At 67.6% G+C, this 15873-nt stretch carries 14 protein-coding genes and 1 riboswitch; of the genes, 9 read left to right on the forward strand and 5 right to left on the reverse strand.

Features of this window, described 5'->3' with window-relative positions:
* Positions 1-106: 106 nt before the first annotated feature.
* Positions 107-928: an exodeoxyribonuclease III gene (locus ACYVLQ_RS11960; RefSeq protein ID WP_460697494.1), complete on the forward strand. Its 822-nt coding sequence runs from the start codon at positions 107-109 to the stop codon at positions 926-928.
* A gap of 48 nt (positions 929-976) precedes the next feature.
* On the opposite strand, the gene ACYVLQ_RS11965 is transcribed toward ACYVLQ_RS11960, so the two are convergent.
* Together ACYVLQ_RS11965 and ACYVLQ_RS11970 are read right to left on the reverse strand one after the other, a co-directional pair.
* Complete coding sequence (locus ACYVLQ_RS11965) at positions 977-1615, reverse strand: hypothetical protein (protein WP_460697495.1); 639 nt, start codon at positions 1613-1615, stop codon at positions 977-979.
* Positions 1616-1809: 194 nt separating this feature from the next.
* Complete coding sequence (locus tag ACYVLQ_RS11970; protein WP_460697496.1) at positions 1810-3636, reverse strand: acyl-CoA dehydrogenase; 1827 nt, start codon at positions 3634-3636, stop codon at positions 1810-1812.
* A gap of 289 nt (positions 3637-3925) precedes the next feature.
* Here ACYVLQ_RS11970 and ACYVLQ_RS11975 point away from each other — a divergent pair, with 289 nt between their 5' ends.
* The 3 genes from ACYVLQ_RS11975 to fahA all read left to right on the forward strand — a co-directional run bounded on the left by ACYVLQ_RS11975 (position 3926) and on the right by fahA (position 7183).
* The gene (locus tag ACYVLQ_RS11975; RefSeq protein WP_460697497.1) at positions 3926-4552 is read left to right on the forward strand and encodes a TetR/AcrR family transcriptional regulator; all 627 of its coding nucleotides are present in this window, start codon (positions 3926-3928) and stop codon (positions 4550-4552) included.
* 247 nt (positions 4553-4799) lie between these two features.
* Entirely contained in the window at positions 4800-6008 is a 1209-nt protein-coding gene (locus ACYVLQ_RS11980) for a homogentisate 1,2-dioxygenase (protein ID WP_460697498.1), read from the forward strand.
* Positions 6005-7183, forward strand: a complete 1179-nt coding sequence (gene fahA, locus ACYVLQ_RS11985; protein ID WP_460697499.1) for a fumarylacetoacetase — start codon at positions 6005-6007, stop codon at positions 7181-7183. The genes ACYVLQ_RS11980 and fahA overlap by 4 nt, the downstream gene beginning before the upstream one ends.
* Positions 7184-7307: 124 nt before the next feature.
* On the opposite strand, the gene ACYVLQ_RS11990 is transcribed toward fahA, so the two are convergent.
* Positions 7308-7706, reverse strand: a complete 399-nt coding sequence (locus ACYVLQ_RS11990) for a hypothetical protein (protein ID WP_460697500.1) — start codon at positions 7704-7706, stop codon at positions 7308-7310.
* Positions 7707-8061: 355 nt separating this feature from the next.
* Positions 8062-8188: riboswitch (TPP riboswitch) on the forward strand.
* On the opposite strand from ACYVLQ_RS11990, the gene thiC reads away from it, so the two are divergent.
* Positions 8182-9834: a phosphomethylpyrimidine synthase ThiC gene (thiC, locus tag ACYVLQ_RS11995; protein ID WP_460697501.1), complete on the forward strand. Its 1653-nt coding sequence runs from the start codon at positions 8182-8184 to the stop codon at positions 9832-9834. Its footprint overlaps the riboswitch before it by 7 nt.
* 159 nt (positions 9835-9993) lie before the next feature.
* Here thiC and ACYVLQ_RS12000 read toward each other — a convergent pair whose 3' ends face one another.
* Positions 9994-10641 (reverse strand): TetR/AcrR family transcriptional regulator, encoded by a 648-nt coding sequence (locus tag ACYVLQ_RS12000; RefSeq protein WP_460697502.1) that lies wholly within the window; start codon positions 10639-10641, stop codon positions 9994-9996.
* A 93-nt stretch (positions 10642-10734) separates the two neighbouring features.
* Here ACYVLQ_RS12000 and thiD point away from each other — a divergent pair, with 93 nt between their 5' ends.
* The 4 genes from thiD (at position 10735) to ACYVLQ_RS12020 (ending at position 15591) form a co-directional block, all read left to right on the forward strand.
* Entirely contained in the window at positions 10735-11580 is an 846-nt protein-coding gene (gene thiD / locus ACYVLQ_RS12005) for a bifunctional hydroxymethylpyrimidine kinase/phosphomethylpyrimidine kinase (protein ID WP_460697503.1), read from the forward strand.
* Between the two features lie 68 nt (positions 11581-11648).
* Entirely contained in the window at positions 11649-12134 is a 486-nt protein-coding gene (locus ACYVLQ_RS12010; RefSeq protein WP_460697504.1) for a nitroreductase/quinone reductase family protein, read from the forward strand.
* A 113-nt stretch (positions 12135-12247) separates the two neighbouring features.
* The gene (locus ACYVLQ_RS12015) at positions 12248-13504 is read left to right on the forward strand and encodes a bifunctional glycosyltransferase family 2/GtrA family protein (protein ID WP_460697505.1); all 1257 of its coding nucleotides are present in this window, start codon (positions 12248-12250) and stop codon (positions 13502-13504) included.
* Positions 13501-15591, forward strand: coding sequence for a glycosyltransferase family 39 protein (locus tag ACYVLQ_RS12020; protein ID WP_460697506.1), 2091 nt, complete (start codon positions 13501-13503; stop codon positions 15589-15591). Before ACYVLQ_RS12015 ends, ACYVLQ_RS12020 begins: the two co-directional genes overlap by 4 nt.
* A 99-nt stretch (positions 15592-15690) precedes the next feature.
* Here ACYVLQ_RS12020 and ACYVLQ_RS12025 read toward each other — a convergent pair whose 3' ends face one another.
* Positions 15691-15834, reverse strand: a complete 144-nt coding sequence (locus tag ACYVLQ_RS12025) for a hypothetical protein (protein ID WP_169814373.1) — start codon at positions 15832-15834, stop codon at positions 15691-15693.
* Between the last annotated feature and the right edge of the window lie 39 nt (positions 15835-15873).

Consider the following 15873-nt stretch of genomic DNA (forward strand, 5'->3'; position numbering starts at 1 on the left):
CCTCCGTCGCTCCGGCGAACGCCGGAATCGGGTGGCGGCGATAGGCTCTATCGTGCGACTCGGTCTTGGCGTTCGCCAGGACGACGGGAAGGAAACCGGAGGCATAGTGACGTTTCGGCTGGCGACGTGGAATGTGAACTCGATTCGTTCCCGGCTGGATCGGGTGGTCTCGTGGCTGGACCGCGCGGATATCGATGTGCTGGCCCTGCAGGAGACCAAGTGCCGCGACGACCAGTTCCCCACGGAGCGGTTCGAGGAGGCCGGGTACGAGGTGGCGCACATCGGCCTCAGCCAGTGGAACGGGGTGGCCATCGCCTCCCGGGTCGGCCTCGAGGATGTCGAGATCGCCTTCCCCGGCCAGCCCGGATTCGACAAGGACGCGGGCGCCTCGCTGCTGAGCGCGCCCGTCGTGGAGGCGCGGGCGATCGGCGCCACCTGCGGCGGCGTGCGGGTGTGGAGCCTGTACGTGCCCAACGGCCGTGCCCTCGACGATCCGCACTATGAATACAAGCTGGAATGGCTTGCGGCGCTGCGGAATACCGGGAAGAAATGGCTCGCCGACGACCCCGCCGCGCAGATCGCCCTGGTCGGCGACTGGAATATCGCCCCCACCGACGACGACGTCTGGTCACCGGAGTTCTTCGAGGGCAAAACCCATGTCTCCCAACCGGAACGGGACGCGTTCGCGGCCATCGTAGACACCGGCTTCGGCGACGTCATGCGCCCGTTCGCGCCGGGCCCCGGCGTCTACACCTACTGGGACTACACGCAGCTGCGCTTCCCCCGCAAGGAGGGCATGCGCATCGATTTCATCCTCGCCTCCCCGGCCCTCGCCGCCCGCACCACCGATGCCTCGGTAGACCGCGAGGAGCGAAAGGGCAAGAGCCCCAGCGACCACGCTCCGGTAGTCGCCGAGTTCAGCGACTGACCACGGCCCCGTCTAGCCATCCCCGGCGCGCTTTCGGCCGGGAACTCGTCACGCCGGGCGAGTCTTGATGGCATCGTGGGAGATGAAGACGTCGTAGGCGCCTGTCGTGGCTATCACGGCATTGCCGTAGGCGGAGCGGACGAAGGGCTTGGTGTGCCAGGCCTCGTTCCGCATATCCTCGAAGAAGTCCCGGTCGCCGCCGTTGAGGAAGATGTGGTTCTGCTTGGTGGCGACGCCGTCGAGGCGCTGGCCGAACAGCCGGGTCACCTTGTAGCCGGAGTGGAAGCCGAGGGCGTTCACCCAGGGTTCCAGCTCGACGATATTGGCCTGCAGCACCCACATATCGCCCTCCACCCGGTATTTCTCGCGCTGTTCGGCATGTTTCTCGTCGCCGTACAGGGTCAGTTCGACATCCAGGGTGTGCGGCTGATCGGGGACCTGCGTCGCGACGACGTGCGCGGCCTTCACCTCACCACTCAGGCCGAGATAGGTCTGCAGCAGCGTTGTCCCCCAAAGGATGACGACGGCCACCAGCACCAGCGCCACCGCACCGGAGCCGCGACCGGCCAGCGCCCGCCACCCCACCCTGCGGGCCTTGATCACCGCGCTGATCAACAGCACCACCGCGAGCACGAACAGCACCGCCAGCAGCGCCTGAATCCAGCCGAAGTCCACCGGAAAGACCATGCGGTAGTTGTACCCGGTGCGGGGTGCGCTCAGTACCCGAAATGCGTGTCTCCTCGGCGCGCCGTTGCAGGCCAGTGGATTCCGGCCAAAACATGCCGGAAATGACGGGGGACCGCCATCCCGGCACCCGCCACTCCGTCATCCCGGCACGCGGCCCTAACTTCATTTCCCGGCGTGCTTTTGGCCGGGACCCCTCAGAACGCCGCTTCGTCCAGGTGCATGATGTCGTTGTCGAGGTTCTCCACGACCGAACGCACCCCGCTCAGCAGCGGGAGCTTGTTCTTCGCGAACCACGAAGCGACGCCGACCTTTCCGGTGTAGAACAGGCGGTCCTTCTCCGAGGGCTGCCCGTCCAGCGCCGCCAGCGCCACCTTGGCCTGCTCCAGCAGCCGCCACGAGATCACCAGATCGCCCACGGCATAGAGGAATCGGACCGAGCCGAGGCCGACCTTGTAGATCTCCTCCGGATTCTGCTGCGACGCCATCAGATAGTTGGTGAGCGTGGCCGCCATCGCCTGCACATCGGCGAGCGCGGCGCCGAGCAGTTCCTGCTCCCGCTTCAGCCGGGACTCGTCCGTCTCGACGAACTTCTGAATCAGCCCGGCGACGTGCGCCAGCGCCACTCCCTTGTCGCGAATGATCTTGCGGAAGAAGAAGTCCTGCGCCTGGATCGCCGTGGTGCCCTCGTACAGCGAGTCGATCTTGACGTCGCGGATGTACTGCTCGACGGGGTAGTCCTGCAGATAGCCGGAGCCGCCGAAGGTCTGCAGCGACTCGGTCAGGGTCTCGTAGGCCCGCTCGGAACCGCAGCCCTTGACGATCGGCAGCAGCAGATCGTTGACCTTCGCCGCCGTCTCGGGATCGACACCGAAATTCGCCTCCGCCACATCGTCGTTCTGGTAGGCCGAGCAGTACAGGTAGAGCGCCCGCAGGCCCTCCGAGTACGCCTTCTGCAGAGCCAGGCTGCGCCGGATGTCCGGGTGGTGGGTAATCGTGACGCGCGGCGCGGCCTTGTCGGTCATCTGCGTCATGTCCGCGCCCTGCACGCGAGTCTTGGCGTACTCCAGCGCATTCAGGTATCCGCTCGACAGCGTGCCCGCCGACAGCACGCCCACCATCATGCGGGCGTTCTCGATCACCTTGAACATCTGGGCGATGCCGTTGTGCACCTCGCCGACCAGATAGCCCACGGCGGGCTTGCCGTCGCCGTAGGTCAGCTCGCAGGTGGGCGAGGACTTGATGCCCATCTTGTGCTCGAGGTTGGTGACGTTCACGCCGTTGCGCTCGCCGAGTTCCATTGTCTGCGTGTCGAACAGGAACTTCGGCACGGCGAACAGCGACAACCCCTTGGTGCCCGGGCCCGCGCCCTCCGGCCGCGCCAGGGTCAGGTGGATGATGTTGTCGGCGGTGTCGCCCACGTCGCCGCCGGAGATGAAGCGCTTGACGCCCTCGATGTGCCAGGTGCCGTCGGGCTGCCGCACGGCCTTGGTGCGGCCCATGCCGACATCGGACCCGGCGTCCGGCTCGGTGAGCACCATCGTTCCACCCCAGCGGTTTTCCCACGCGTGCTGGGCCCAGCGCCGCTGCTCCTCGGTGCCCTCGTTGAACAGCACGGTGTGCATGAGCGGGCCCATATTGAAGAAGCTCGCCGAATTATGCGCCGCGACAAGCATTTCCTGCGTCGCCCATACCAGCGGCGACGGCGCGTTCACGCCGCCCATCGCCTCCGGCATGCCCAGGGCCGACCAGCCCGCCTCGTTCACCGCGGCGACGGTCTTGCGCAACGAGTCCGGCACGATGATGGAGTGGTTGGCCGCGTCGAACTGCACCGGGTTGCGATCGGCGTCGACGAACGACTCGGCGACCGGCCCCTCCGCCAGCCGCAGCACCTCGGCCAGGATTCCGCGCGCGGTCTCCGTATCCAGATCGCCGTAGGCGCCGCCGTCCAGCAGCTCCCCGATTCCAAGCACCTCGAACAAGTTGAACTCGATATCCCGAACGTTCGCCTTGTAGTGCGACACGGACCGGCCTCCTCGACTGGGTTGATGTTGTCCCTGGAGGTTGCCGTACGGCCGTCCGGTTACGCAACCGTAGGCTCAGGGACGACAGGTTAATTCTTTGTACCTCGTACAAATTCGATACAGCAGGGCAAACGCTTCGCACCCGAAAGCGGTTCGTCCACTGCCTCATACTGTTCCATGATTTGCCAGCAATATGCTCGATTATCGCGAGTATTGCCGCCGATAGTGGCCGACACCACCCCGCACCGAACTCGGTGTCGCCCGTGTTCCCGCTGATATCTTGGTGCGCATGGGTTCGGATTCGGCGGTGCGGCCGCGGCAGCGTGCGCAACACCTCGGGCCCGAACGCCGTCGGCCGCAGGTGCTCGACACCGCGCTGCGGATCGCCGTGGAGGACGGCATCGCCGCCATCACCGTGGCCGCTGTCGCCGAACGCCTGAACGTCACGCGTCCGGTCGTCTACGCCTGCTACGCCGACCGCGTCGAACTCATCGATGCGCTGCTCCGGCGCGAGGAGGCCTACCTCCTCGGCGGCATCATGGGCGCGCTGCCGCGGCGTCGCGTCGAGGCCGACGAGGAGGTCTTCGTCGAGGGCTTCCGGGCGCTGCTGGAGACCGTGGCCGCCCGCCCCGACACCTGGAAGTTGCTGTACGGCAACCCGGATCCCGCGGTCGCCGATTCCTTCGGCCGGGGTCGCAAGCTCGCCGTGGAGCGCTGCACCCGCCGCCTGCGCCCCACCCTGCGCGCCTGGGACACCGTCGACGCCGAGCGCAAACTCCCGGCCCTCGTCGAACTGTGGGTCTCCGCGGGCGAGGGCGCGGTACACACATTGCTGGCCGGTGACGGCGCCTGGACCCCCGACGACCTCGGCGCCTTCATCGGCGCAGCGGTCTACCGCGCCCTCCGCAACGCCTGAGCACTCCCCAACTCCCCCAGCCCAGTACGCGGCCCACACCCCAGCACGCCCACCTCACTCTCCAGCACGCCCACTTCATCCGCAGCACGCCCACCTCACTCCGCGGCATGCCCGCCTCTCATTCCCGGCATGCTTTTCGCCGGGATTAGTCAGGTGCATCGGGCGAAAGCCCGTCCGGTGGTCAATTCGGATAGCTAGGATGGGTAAACACGAACTATCCGACCAGCAATCTGGCGAGGGGCCGGTCATGGCGTTCTATCGGCAGGTGGGTTCGGTGCCGCCCAAGCGGCACACCCAGCATCGCGATCAGAGCGGTGGGCTCTACTACGAGGAGCTGATGGGCGAGGAGGGCTTCTCGAGCGACTCCTCACTGCTGTATCACCGGGGGCTGCCACCCTCGCTCGTCGACGCCACGGTGTGGACACCACCGAACCAGCACACGGTGCCCAATCACCCCCTGCGCCACCGCCATCTGCGGCTGCACGACCTGTTCCCCGGCGACACCCCGACCACCACCGATGTGGTGACCGGACGGCGGCTGGTGCTCGGCAACGACGACGTGCGCATCTCCTACGTGGTCGCGCGGCGGGAATCCCCGCTGTACCGCAACGCGATCGGCGACGAGCTGGTGTACGTGGAGTCCGGCTCGGGCACGGTGGATACGGTGTTCGGGTCGCTGCCGGTTCGGCAGGGCGATCAGGTGCTGCTGCCACGAGCGACCACGCATCGCTGGCGGCCCGGCGGGCAGGACCCGTTGCGCGCCTACGTCATCGAAGCCACCGGACATATCGCGCCGCCGCGGCGCTACCTGTCGAAATACGGTCAGTTCCTGGAGAATTCGCCGTACTGCGAGCGGGATCTGCACGGCCCCACCGAACTCCGGCAGGAGTCGGGCACCGAGGTGGAGGTCCTGGTCAAGCACCGGCCCGGGCCCGAAATCGTCGGTACCCGAATGGTGTACGCGACCCACCCGTTCGATGTGGTGGGCTGGGACGGCTGCCTGTACCCGTACACCTTCAATATCGAGAACTTCGAACCGATCACCGGGCGGGTGCACCAGCCGCCGCCCGTGCACCAGGCGTTCGAGGGCGCCAACTTCGTGGTGTGCAACTTCGTGCCGCGCAAGGTGGACTACCACCCTCTGTCTATCCCGGTGCCCTACTACCACTCCAACGTCGACTCCGACGAGATCATGTTCTACTGCGGCGGCAACTACGAGGCCCGCCGCGGGTCCGGGATCGGACAGGGTTCGGTCTCGGTGCATCCGGGCGGGTACGCCCACGGCCCGCAGCCGGGCGCCTACGAGCGCAGCATCGGCGTGGAGTTCTTCGACGAACTCGCCGTCATGGTCGACACCTTCCGCCCCCTGGGTCTCGGCGAGGGCGCGCTGGCCTGCGAAGATCCGAACTACGCGTGGACCTGGTCCGGGCGCGGGCCGGATGCGGAGCGCGCATGAGCGTCCGCGTCGAAGTGCCCGCAGGTTCGCTGTTCGGGCCGGAGAACCTGCCCTACGGCGTATTCGATCCGGGCGAGGGCACCTTCCGGGTCGGCGTGCGACTCGGCGATTCGGTCCTGGATCTCGCTGTGCTGCTGGAGGATTCGGTCTTCGCGCGGCCGGACCTGAATGCCTTTCTCGCACAGGGCCCGGACCGGTGGCGCGAGGTGCGCGAGCGAATACAGCGGCTGGTCACCGACGCGGTTCCCGACGCCGCCGTACACCCCTTGTCGTCGGTTCGGCTGCGGCTGCCGGTACAGATCGGCGACTACGTCGACTTCTATGCCAGCATCGACCACGCCACGAATCTCGGACGCCTGCTGCGCCCGAATGGTGAACCGCTGCTGCCGAATTGGCGGCACCTACCCGTCGGCTACCACGGACGCGCGGGCACGGTGGTGGTGTCGGGCACCGATATCACCCGACCCTGTGGCCAGCGCCCAACCCGTTCCGGCGCACCAGATTTCGGCCCTTCACAACGGCTGGACATCGAGGCCGAACTGGGCTTCGTGGTCGGGCGCGGGTCGCGCCCGGGCGGGCCGATTCCGATCGACGAGTGCGCCGACCGCATCTTCGGCGTCGCCCTGGTCAACGACTGGTCCGCCCGCGACATCCAGGCCTGGGAGTACCAGCCGCTCGGGCCGTTCCTCGGCAAGTCCTTCGCCACCTCGATGGCCGCGTGGATCACGCCGATGGCCGCGCTGGACGCCGCCCGGATCCCGCTGCCGCCACAGCGACCCGAACCGCTGCCGTACTTGCGCGAGCGCGAACCCTGGAGCCTGGACTTGACATTGGCGGTGCGCTGGAACGGCAAGGTGGTCTCGCACCCGCCCTACGGCCGAATGTACTGGTCCCCCGCGCAGATGCTCGCACACCTGACCGCCAACGGCGCCTCTGTCCGCCCCGGCGACCTGTTCGCCTCCGGCACCATCTCCGGCCCGGAGCGCGATCAGCTCGGCTCGTTCATGGAATTGTCCTGGGGCGGAAGCGAAGTCATCGATGTCGGCGGTACCACGCGAACGTTCCTCGTGGACGGGGACCTGGTGGAGATCACCGCCACGGCCCCGGGCCCGGGCGGATCGCGAATCGGGCTGGGCGAGGTCAGCGGGCTCATCCTGCCCGCGCGGGTCTCCTGACCCGGCGGCGGTACCTGCTGCGCGTGACCCGGAAGTCGCTGTCGGAAGCCAGGATTGCCACGCCGTGCCACGGGGTCCCGTTCGAGACCCCGTGGCACCGTGGCGGCGCGACTCGGGTATCGCATCACGCGGCGGCGAGCGCTCCGGTGATCTTGCGGGTCATCTCGGCCATGGTGGGGCTGGGCTGGGCCAGCTCCACCTGGGCCGCCTCGATGGCGACGGCGATGGTGCTGCGGAAGTTGGCGGCCTCCGCCGGATCCTGCCGCTCGAGCAGGCTCACCGCCGCCGTCAGGGCGGGCAGCACATGATCGGCGAGCTCCGCCACGGACTTGCCGTTCAGCTCGATGTCCTTCGACTTCGCGGCCAGCACGTGTCCGACAACGCCGGTCGACGACCACAGCGCGACCGAGCCCTTGGTGGCGATCTTGTGCGGCTTGCTACCGGCGGAGGCCAGCAGCGATACCGCACCGTAGGCGGCGGTCCGGATGGTGGCCTTGTCCTGGGCGGTGAGGGTGACAGACATGGTGTGCTCCTTGATATTTCGCGGTGTTCGCGGGTGTCGGTGTTGACGTGACTACATTCGCCCGCCCGCCTGACACCGCCCTGATGCCCGCCTGATACGCCCCCTGACACCGTTACGAGGGCCACCGAGACCGCTACCGCGTAGAAGATGCCGTCCGGCTGCGCCGACGACAGCATCGTGACCGCGACCGAGAAGTCCTTGTCGCGTTCGGAGCTGGGTCGTTCTGATTCATGCACAAGTCCTGTCGAACGAACCTGGCGGCCTATCGGCAGTGGTGGGCTCCGCCGGTCCGCGTCATCCGTGCGGTCCGCTGACATGGGCCGTGGGACCCATGTACCCTCGGCCGAGGACAACTGCACATGCCTACGGGGGCTCGCACCAGCGGGCTGAGAGGACGGCTAGCCCAATCGGGCGGATCAGGGCCGTCGACCGTTCGAACCTGACCGGGTAATGCCGGCGTAGGGAGGATTCATCCATGTCATCGAAACATGCCGCGACCACTGTCGATACGGTCACGACGGGCCCGATTCAGGGCAGCGTGAAGCATTATCTGCCGGTCGACGGCGACGGTACGGCGCTGCGCATTCCGGTGCGCCGGATCAACCTCACCAACGGTGAGCACTTCGACGTCTACGACACCTCGGGCCCGTACACCGACGACGCCGCCACGATCGATGTCGAGGCCGGTCTGCCGAAGCTGCGCGACGCCTGGACCAAGCCGACCACCGATGGCCCGCGCACCCAGCTGGCCTGGGCGCGGCAGGGCATCATCACCACGGAAATGCGGTATATCGCTGCGCGCGAAGGGGTTTCGCCCGAGTTGGTGCGCGACGAGGTGGCCTCCGGCCGGGCAGTGATCCCCGCCAACCACAACCACCCCGAATCCGAGCCGATGATCATCGGCAGGAAGTTCGCGGTGAAGATCAACGCCAATATCGGCAATTCGGCGGTGTCCTCGTCGATCGCGGAGGAGGTGGAGAAGATGGTGTGGGCCACCCGGTGGGGCGCCGACACCATCATGGACCTGTCCACCGGCAAGAACATCCACGAGACCCGCGAGTGGATCCTGCGCAACTCGCCGGTGCCGGTGGGCACCGTGCCGATCTATCAGGCGCTGGAGCAGGTGAATGGCGATCCGACCCAGCTCACCTGGGAGATCTACCGCGACACCGTGATCGAGCAGGCCGAGCAGGGCGTGGACTACATGACCGTGCACGCGGGCGTGCTGCTGCGCTACGTGCCGCTGACCGCCAAGCGCGTCACCGGCATCGTCTCGCGCGGCGGGTCGATCATGGCCGCGTGGTGCCTGGCGCATCACACCGAGTCGTTCCTGTACACGAATTTCGCTGAGCTGTGCGAGATTCTGGCCGAATACGACATCACTTTCTCCCTCGGCGACGGCCTGCGGCCGGGCTCGATCGCCGACGCCAACGACGAAGCCCAGTTCGCCGAGCTGCGCACCCTCGGCGAGCTGACGAAGATCGCGAAATCCCATGGCGTGCAGGTGATGATCGAGGGCCCGGGCCACGTGCCGATGCACAAGATCGCCGAGAACGTGCGGCTCGAGGAGGAGCTGTGCGAGGAGGCGCCGTTCTACACCCTCGGCCCGCTCGCCACCGATATCGCCCCGGCCTACGACCACATCACCTCGGCGATCGGGGCGGCGATCATCGCCCAGGCGGGGACGGCCATGCTGTGCTACGTCACGCCTAAGGAGCACCTGGGCCTGCCCAACCGCGACGACGTGAAGACCGGCGTGATCACCTACAAGATCGCCGCGCACTCCGCCGACCTCGCCAAGGGCCATCCCCGCGCGCAAGAGCGCGACGACGAATTGTCCAAGGCGCGCTTCGAATTCCGCTGGCTCGACCAGTTCAACCTGTCGCTGGACCCGGACACCGCCCGCGAGTTCCACGACGAGACGCTGCCCGCCGAACCGGCCAAGACCGCGCACTTCTGCTCGATGTGCGGGCCGAAGTTCTGCTCGATGCGCATCTCGGCCGACGTGCGCGAATACGCGGAGAAGCACGGGCTGACCGATGTCGAGGCGATCGAGGCCGGAATGGCCGAGAAGTCCGACGAATTCACCCAGACGGGCAAGTCGGTCTATCTGCCGATCGTCTCCTAGTTTCGCCGAGCCGAAATACCCTGGTACAGACCGACTTCCGTCATGCGGGGGGAGTGCGCTCAGGTGCGGGCTCGCGCCTTGGGCAGATCGGGAACGACGAGTTGCAGGCCCTGAAGACGGTGTGCCCCGGCGGAATTCATCGACGGCGCGGCCGCTCGCTCATCCGCGCGGGCGCCATCGCTCGGCGAATTCGTTCGGTGCGGGTGGCGGGCCCGGAAGATCGCCCTTCGCGGCCAGCCCGTCGATCAACAGCGCCAGCACGCGGCGGCGCAGTTGTGCCGTGCGCTCGGCATCGGGCAGCACGATCGCCGCGCATGCCTCGAGAATGAGCCCGAGGTCCTGCACGGTCGCCCCGGGCCGCAGCCGACCCGAGGCGTGGGCGCGGCGGACGATCTCCTCGTTCAGCACCCCGGCCCGCCGCACCTCCGGCAGGATCGACTCGTCCGGGGTGAAGGTCCCGGCCAGCCGCACGGTCAGCGAGTGCACATCGGCATCCACCACCCTCCGCAGGAAATCGACCAGGACCTGCCAGCCGTCGTCGAGTTCGAGCGCCGCCTCCGCCTCGTCGTTGTAGCGGCGCAGCCCGTCGTAGCAGAGGGTGCGCAGCAGGTCTTCCTTGCTCGGGTAGCGGCGGTAGAGCGCGCTGATCCCCACGCCGGCCCGTTCGGCGACGGCCGAGATCGGCGCGCTCGAGTCGGCGAGGAACACCGCGCGGGCGGCCTCCAGAATAATCCCGTCATTGCGTGCGGCCTGGGCTTTTCGGCCGGGCAAGGGCTTGCGGGCCGGGGTGTCGGCTGTCTTCGGCATGACCTCAGCCTAGCACTTGAAACGGAATGATCCGTTCTGTTCAAGATATCGAACCGATGCCGGCGCGGGCCGGGAGGTCGTAGTGTCTATGGCGTGAAACTGCTGCCTCTGACACCCGACGGCCGCACGCCGGTGCGCGCGCTCACCATCGCCGGGACCGATTCCGGCGGCGGCGCGGGCATCCAGGCCGACTCCCGCACCATGGCCATGCTCGGCGTGCACGCCTGCGTCGCGGTGGCGGCGGTGACCGTGCAGAACTCGGTGGGCGTCAGCGGTTTTCACGAGATCCCGCCGCAGACCGTCGCCGATCAGGTGCGCGTGGTCGTCGCCGATATCGGGGTCGGCGCGGCCAAGACCGGGATGCTTGCCTCCACCTCGATCATCGAGGCGGTGGCGGATGTGTGCCGGGAGGTGGGCATCGGGCGCGGCGGCTCGATCCCGCTGGTGGTGGATCCGGTGGCGGCGTCCATGCACGGAGATCCGCTGCTGCACGCCGAGGCCCTGGACGCCTTGCGGGAGGCGCTGATTCCGCTGGCCACGGTCGTCACCCCCAATCTCGACGAGGTCCGGCTGCTGACCGGCGTGCACGTCACCGACGACCGCAGTGCCCGCCAGGCGGCCGAGGCCCTGCACAAGCTGGGGCCGAATTGGGCGATCGTGAAGGGCGGTCATCTGCGCTCCTCCGATTTCAGCACCGACCTGCTGTTCGACGGCGAGAAGTTCCACGAGTTGTCCGCACCGCGCATCGATACCGGTGACGACCACGGCGGCGGTGACACGCTGGCCGCGGCGACGGCCTGCGCGCTCGCGCACGGCTACGAGGTGCCCGAGGCCATCGCGTTCGCCAAGGAGTGGACCACCCGCTGCCTGAAGGCCGCCTACCCGCTGGGCGCCGGGCACGGACCGGTGTCGCCACTGTGGCGGCTGTCCGAAATGTGACATCGGCCGAAATGATTTCTGTTCCAGCGGTGACAGTAGTTGTCCTAACTGCCGGACATACTTCTCTCATGAGCGAAGAGCAGCACGAAATCACCTCCTACGACGACCCGCGCGCCCCGTGGAACCAGTTGCAGACAGACGAGGACATCGTGAACTGGAACGGCCCGGTCATCGAGGAGTTCCGCGCGAACGACGGCAAGGTCGGCGGCGCCTACGAGGGCGGCACCCTGCTGCTGCTCACCACGATCGGCGCCAAGAGCGGTAAGCAGCACGTGACCCCGCTCGGTGCGATGTACCGGGACGAGACGCTGTGCGTCAGCTCGTTCATCGAAACCCGTTATCCCGCTTGGTGGCACAACGCCAAGGCCAATCCCGACGTCACCGTCGAGCTGGGCAGCAAGACCTACCGGGCCCGCGCCCGGGTGCTCGAGGGCGCCGACTACGACGAGTTCGCCGAATGGGCACTGGCGAACAACCCGCTCTTGGCCGACTACCAGTCCAAGATCGAACGTCCGATGCCGTTCGTCATCCTGGAACTCGGCGAACAGGTCTGACCCGAGAGTTCACCGCCGCTTCGCCGCAGGCCGGATAGGTTTGCCAAGCCCTCACAGGAACCTCCCAGCCCGGGCGCAGCACCGCCGCAGGCTGGTGGCCGAAGTTCGTTGTCATGACCGACACAGCTACGGCCGCTCCGGCGGCGGATCCGGCCGATGCATTGGCGACGCCGGTACTGGATGTGGTGATTCCCGTCTACAACGAGGAGCGCGACCTCGGGACCTGCGTGCGCCGCCTGCACGCGTTCCTGCGCGCGGGTTTCCCGTTCTCGACGCGAATCACCATCGCCGACAACGCATCCGACGACGGCACGCTATGGATGGCGCGCCTGCTGGCGGACGAACTCGCGGACGTGCGCGTGGTGCACCTGGACCGCAAGGGTCGCGGGCGCGCGCTGCGCGCGGTGTGGGAGGCCTCCGATGCGCAGGTGGTCGCCTATATGGACGTGGACCTGTCGACGGATCTCGATGCCTTGCTGCCTCTGGTAGCGCCGCTGGTGTCCGGGCATTCCGATCTCGCCGTCGGTACGCGACTGGCCACGTCGGCGCGGGTGGTGCGCGGTCCCAAACGCGAATTCATCTCCCGCAGTTACAATCTCATTCTCAAGGCCTCGCTGCAGGCGCGATTCTCCGACGCCCAATGCGGATTCAAGGCCATGCGCGCCACCGTGGCCCGGCGGGTATTGCCGCTGGTGCAGGACGGGGAATGGTTCTTCGACACCGAGCTGCTCGTGATCGCCGAGCGCGCCGGGCTGCGCATCCACGAGGTGCCGGTGGACTGGATCGACGATCCGGACAGCCGCGTCGACATCGTCGACACGGCGCGCAAGGACCTGCTCGGGGTGTGGCGGGTCGGGCGCGGCCTGGCCACGGGCGCGCTGCCGATCAACGAGTTGCGGGCCGCCATCGGCCGGGAGCCGCTGGTGGACGGGGTTCCGCTGGGCATGGTGGGCCAGCTGGTGCGGTTCGGGATCATCGGTGTCGCGTCCACGCTGGCCTACCTGCTGCTCTACGTCGTGCTGCAGCCGTTCGCGGGTGCGCAACCGGCGAACTTCCTCGCGCTGCTGCTCACGGCTATCGGCAATACGGCCGCCAACCGGGCCTTCACCTTCGGCGTGCGGGGATCGAACGCCGCTGTCTCCCACCATGTTCAGGGGTTGTTGATCTTCGGGTTCGCGTGGGTGCTCACCAGCGGCTCGCTGTTCGCGCTGCACCGCTGGGCGCCCGACGCGCCGGTGGGGTTGGAACTGCTCGTCCTGATCCTGGCCAATGCGGTGGCGACGCTGAGCCGATTCGTCGGGTTGCGCTGGGTGTTCCGCGATGCGGTGACCGACAGTGCGCCGCAGGGTAATTTGGGTGGCAACCGATGACGGCGACGCTCGCCACGCCCGCCGCTCCGGCGTCCGCCCGTCGCCGCTGGGAATATGCGGCGCTGGCGGTGCTGCTGGTCGGGACCGCGGCGGCCTACCTGTGGAACCTGAATGCCAGCGGCTGGGCCAATTCCTTCTATACCGCTGCGGCACAGGCGGGTTCGGTGTCGTGGAAGGCGTTCTTCTTCGGATCCTCCGACGCCGCCAATTCGATCACCGTGGACAAGACACCGGCGTCGCTGTGGCCGATGGGGTTGTCCATCCGGCTGTTCGGGCTGTCGAGCTGGAGCCTGCTGATGCCGCAGGTGCTGATGGGCGTGGGCACCGTGGCGCTGCTGTGGGCGACGGTGCGCCGCGACTTCGGCGCCGCGGCGGGCCTGCTGGCCGGGCTGGTCCTGGCAGTGACTCCGGTCGCGGCGCTGATGTTCCGGTTCGACAACCCGGACGCGCTGCTGGTGCTCACGATGGTCGCGGCGGCGTGGGCGATGACCCGAGCGCTCGCGGACGGCCGCTGGCGCTGGCTCGTGCTGTGCGGACTGTTCATCGGGTTCGGGTTCCTGGCCAAGCAGTTGCAGGTCCTGCTGGTGGTTCCGGCACTGGCGTCGACGTACCTGTTCGCCGGGCCGCCGCGGTTGGGCAAGCGCATCGTCCAACTGTTCGCCGCGGGGGCCGGTGTGGTGGTCGGCGGGGGGTGGTGGATGCTCGTCGCGCAGCTGTGGCCAGCCGAGTCGCGGCCGTATTTCGGTGGTTCCCATAATAATTCGATACTCGAACTGACCCTCGGATACAACGGGCTGGGGCGACTGAACGGCAACGAGCGCGGCAGCGTCGGGCCCGGCGGCGAGTTGCCGCCCGGCGGTAACGGCATGTGGGGCAGCACCGGGATCACCCGGATGTTCGAACCCGCCCAGGGCGGGCAGATCGCCTGGCTGCTCCCGACCGCGCTGATGCTGCTCGGCGTCGGACTGCTGTTGCGCGGCAGGGCAGTTCGCACCGACGGGCAGCGGGCCGCACTCGTGCTGTGGGGCGGCTGGCTGCTGGTGACCGGGCTGGTGTTCAGCTATATGAAGGGCATTTTCCACCAGTACTACACCGTGGCCTTGGCGCCCGCGATCGCGGCGCTCGTCGGCATCGGCGCGATCCTGTTGTGGCGGGAGCGTGATCGCTGGTGGGCGCGGGCGGCGGCCGCCGTGACACTGGGGCTGACCGTGGCGACCGCTTGGATGCTGCTGTCTCGCAGCGCCGATTTCGTGCCGTGGCTGCGCTGGGTCGTGCTGATCGCCGGAATCGTTGCGGCCGTGGCACTCCTGCTGCCGCTGCCGATCCGATCCGCGCTGACGGCCGCGATCGCCGCGGGCGTGATCGCCCTCGCTGGACCGGTCTCCTATACCGTGCAGACGCTGGCGACCGGCCACGAGGGATCGATCCCCAGCGCCGGCCCCCGCCTGCCGATGTCGTTCGGACACGGCATGCCGGGCGACGACGGTCGCACGGGCGGCGCACACGGAGACGGCGGACCTGCACGAACTGATGCCGACGGGCGGCAGGGTGGCGCTCCCGGAATCATGATCGGCGGCCTCGGTGCATCCTGTGCGGTTCCAAGCGCTGACGGACCGAGCGGCACAGCCGGGCCAGGCCCGAACGGGGGCGCTGCTGGACCGGGGGCGAACGATTCAGCCGGACCGGATGGGGCGGAAGCGAACTGCGGTGGTGGCGGCCCGGGCGGATTCTTGGGTTCCAGTCGACCCAGCGACCGTATGGTCGCCTTGTTGGAGGACAACGGTGACGCCTACACCTGGGTGGCGGCGACGGTGGGGTCCAACAGTGCGTCGGGCTATCAGCTCGCCACAGAGCTGCCGGTAATGCCGATCGGCGGGTTCAACGGGAGCGATCCGTCGCCGACGCTGGAGCGGTTCCGGGAGTACGTGGCCGCGGGCAAGATCCACTACTTCATCGGCGGGGACCGCGTTCCCGGGGAACGATCGGGCACCTCGACCAGCGCTCAGATCATCGAGTGGGTCAAGGAGCATTTCGCGTCACAGGAGGTGGACGGCGTCACGATCTACGACTTGACTGAACCTCGCTGAGGTTCAACAACTCTCGCCGGTATCCCGCCGCCCATCGCAACGGGTACCGGCGAGAAACATTGCCCCGTGCACCGGATAGCGATTCGGATGTGAGTGGGTCTATCGCGATCGAGATTTTCGGATCTCGAAGGTCGCCTCGACGTTGGAGTGGTCGGCCGATTTGGCCTTCTTCTCCGCTCGCTTCTCTTTGAGAGACTTCCCAGACTTCTTGGACATGGTCTTGCGCGGAGATTTGTCGGACATGAGGGTCCTTTGTTTGCAAGACCTGAACGGTCTCGTTAC

It is taken from the genome of Nocardia thraciensis, assembly GCF_054782435.1.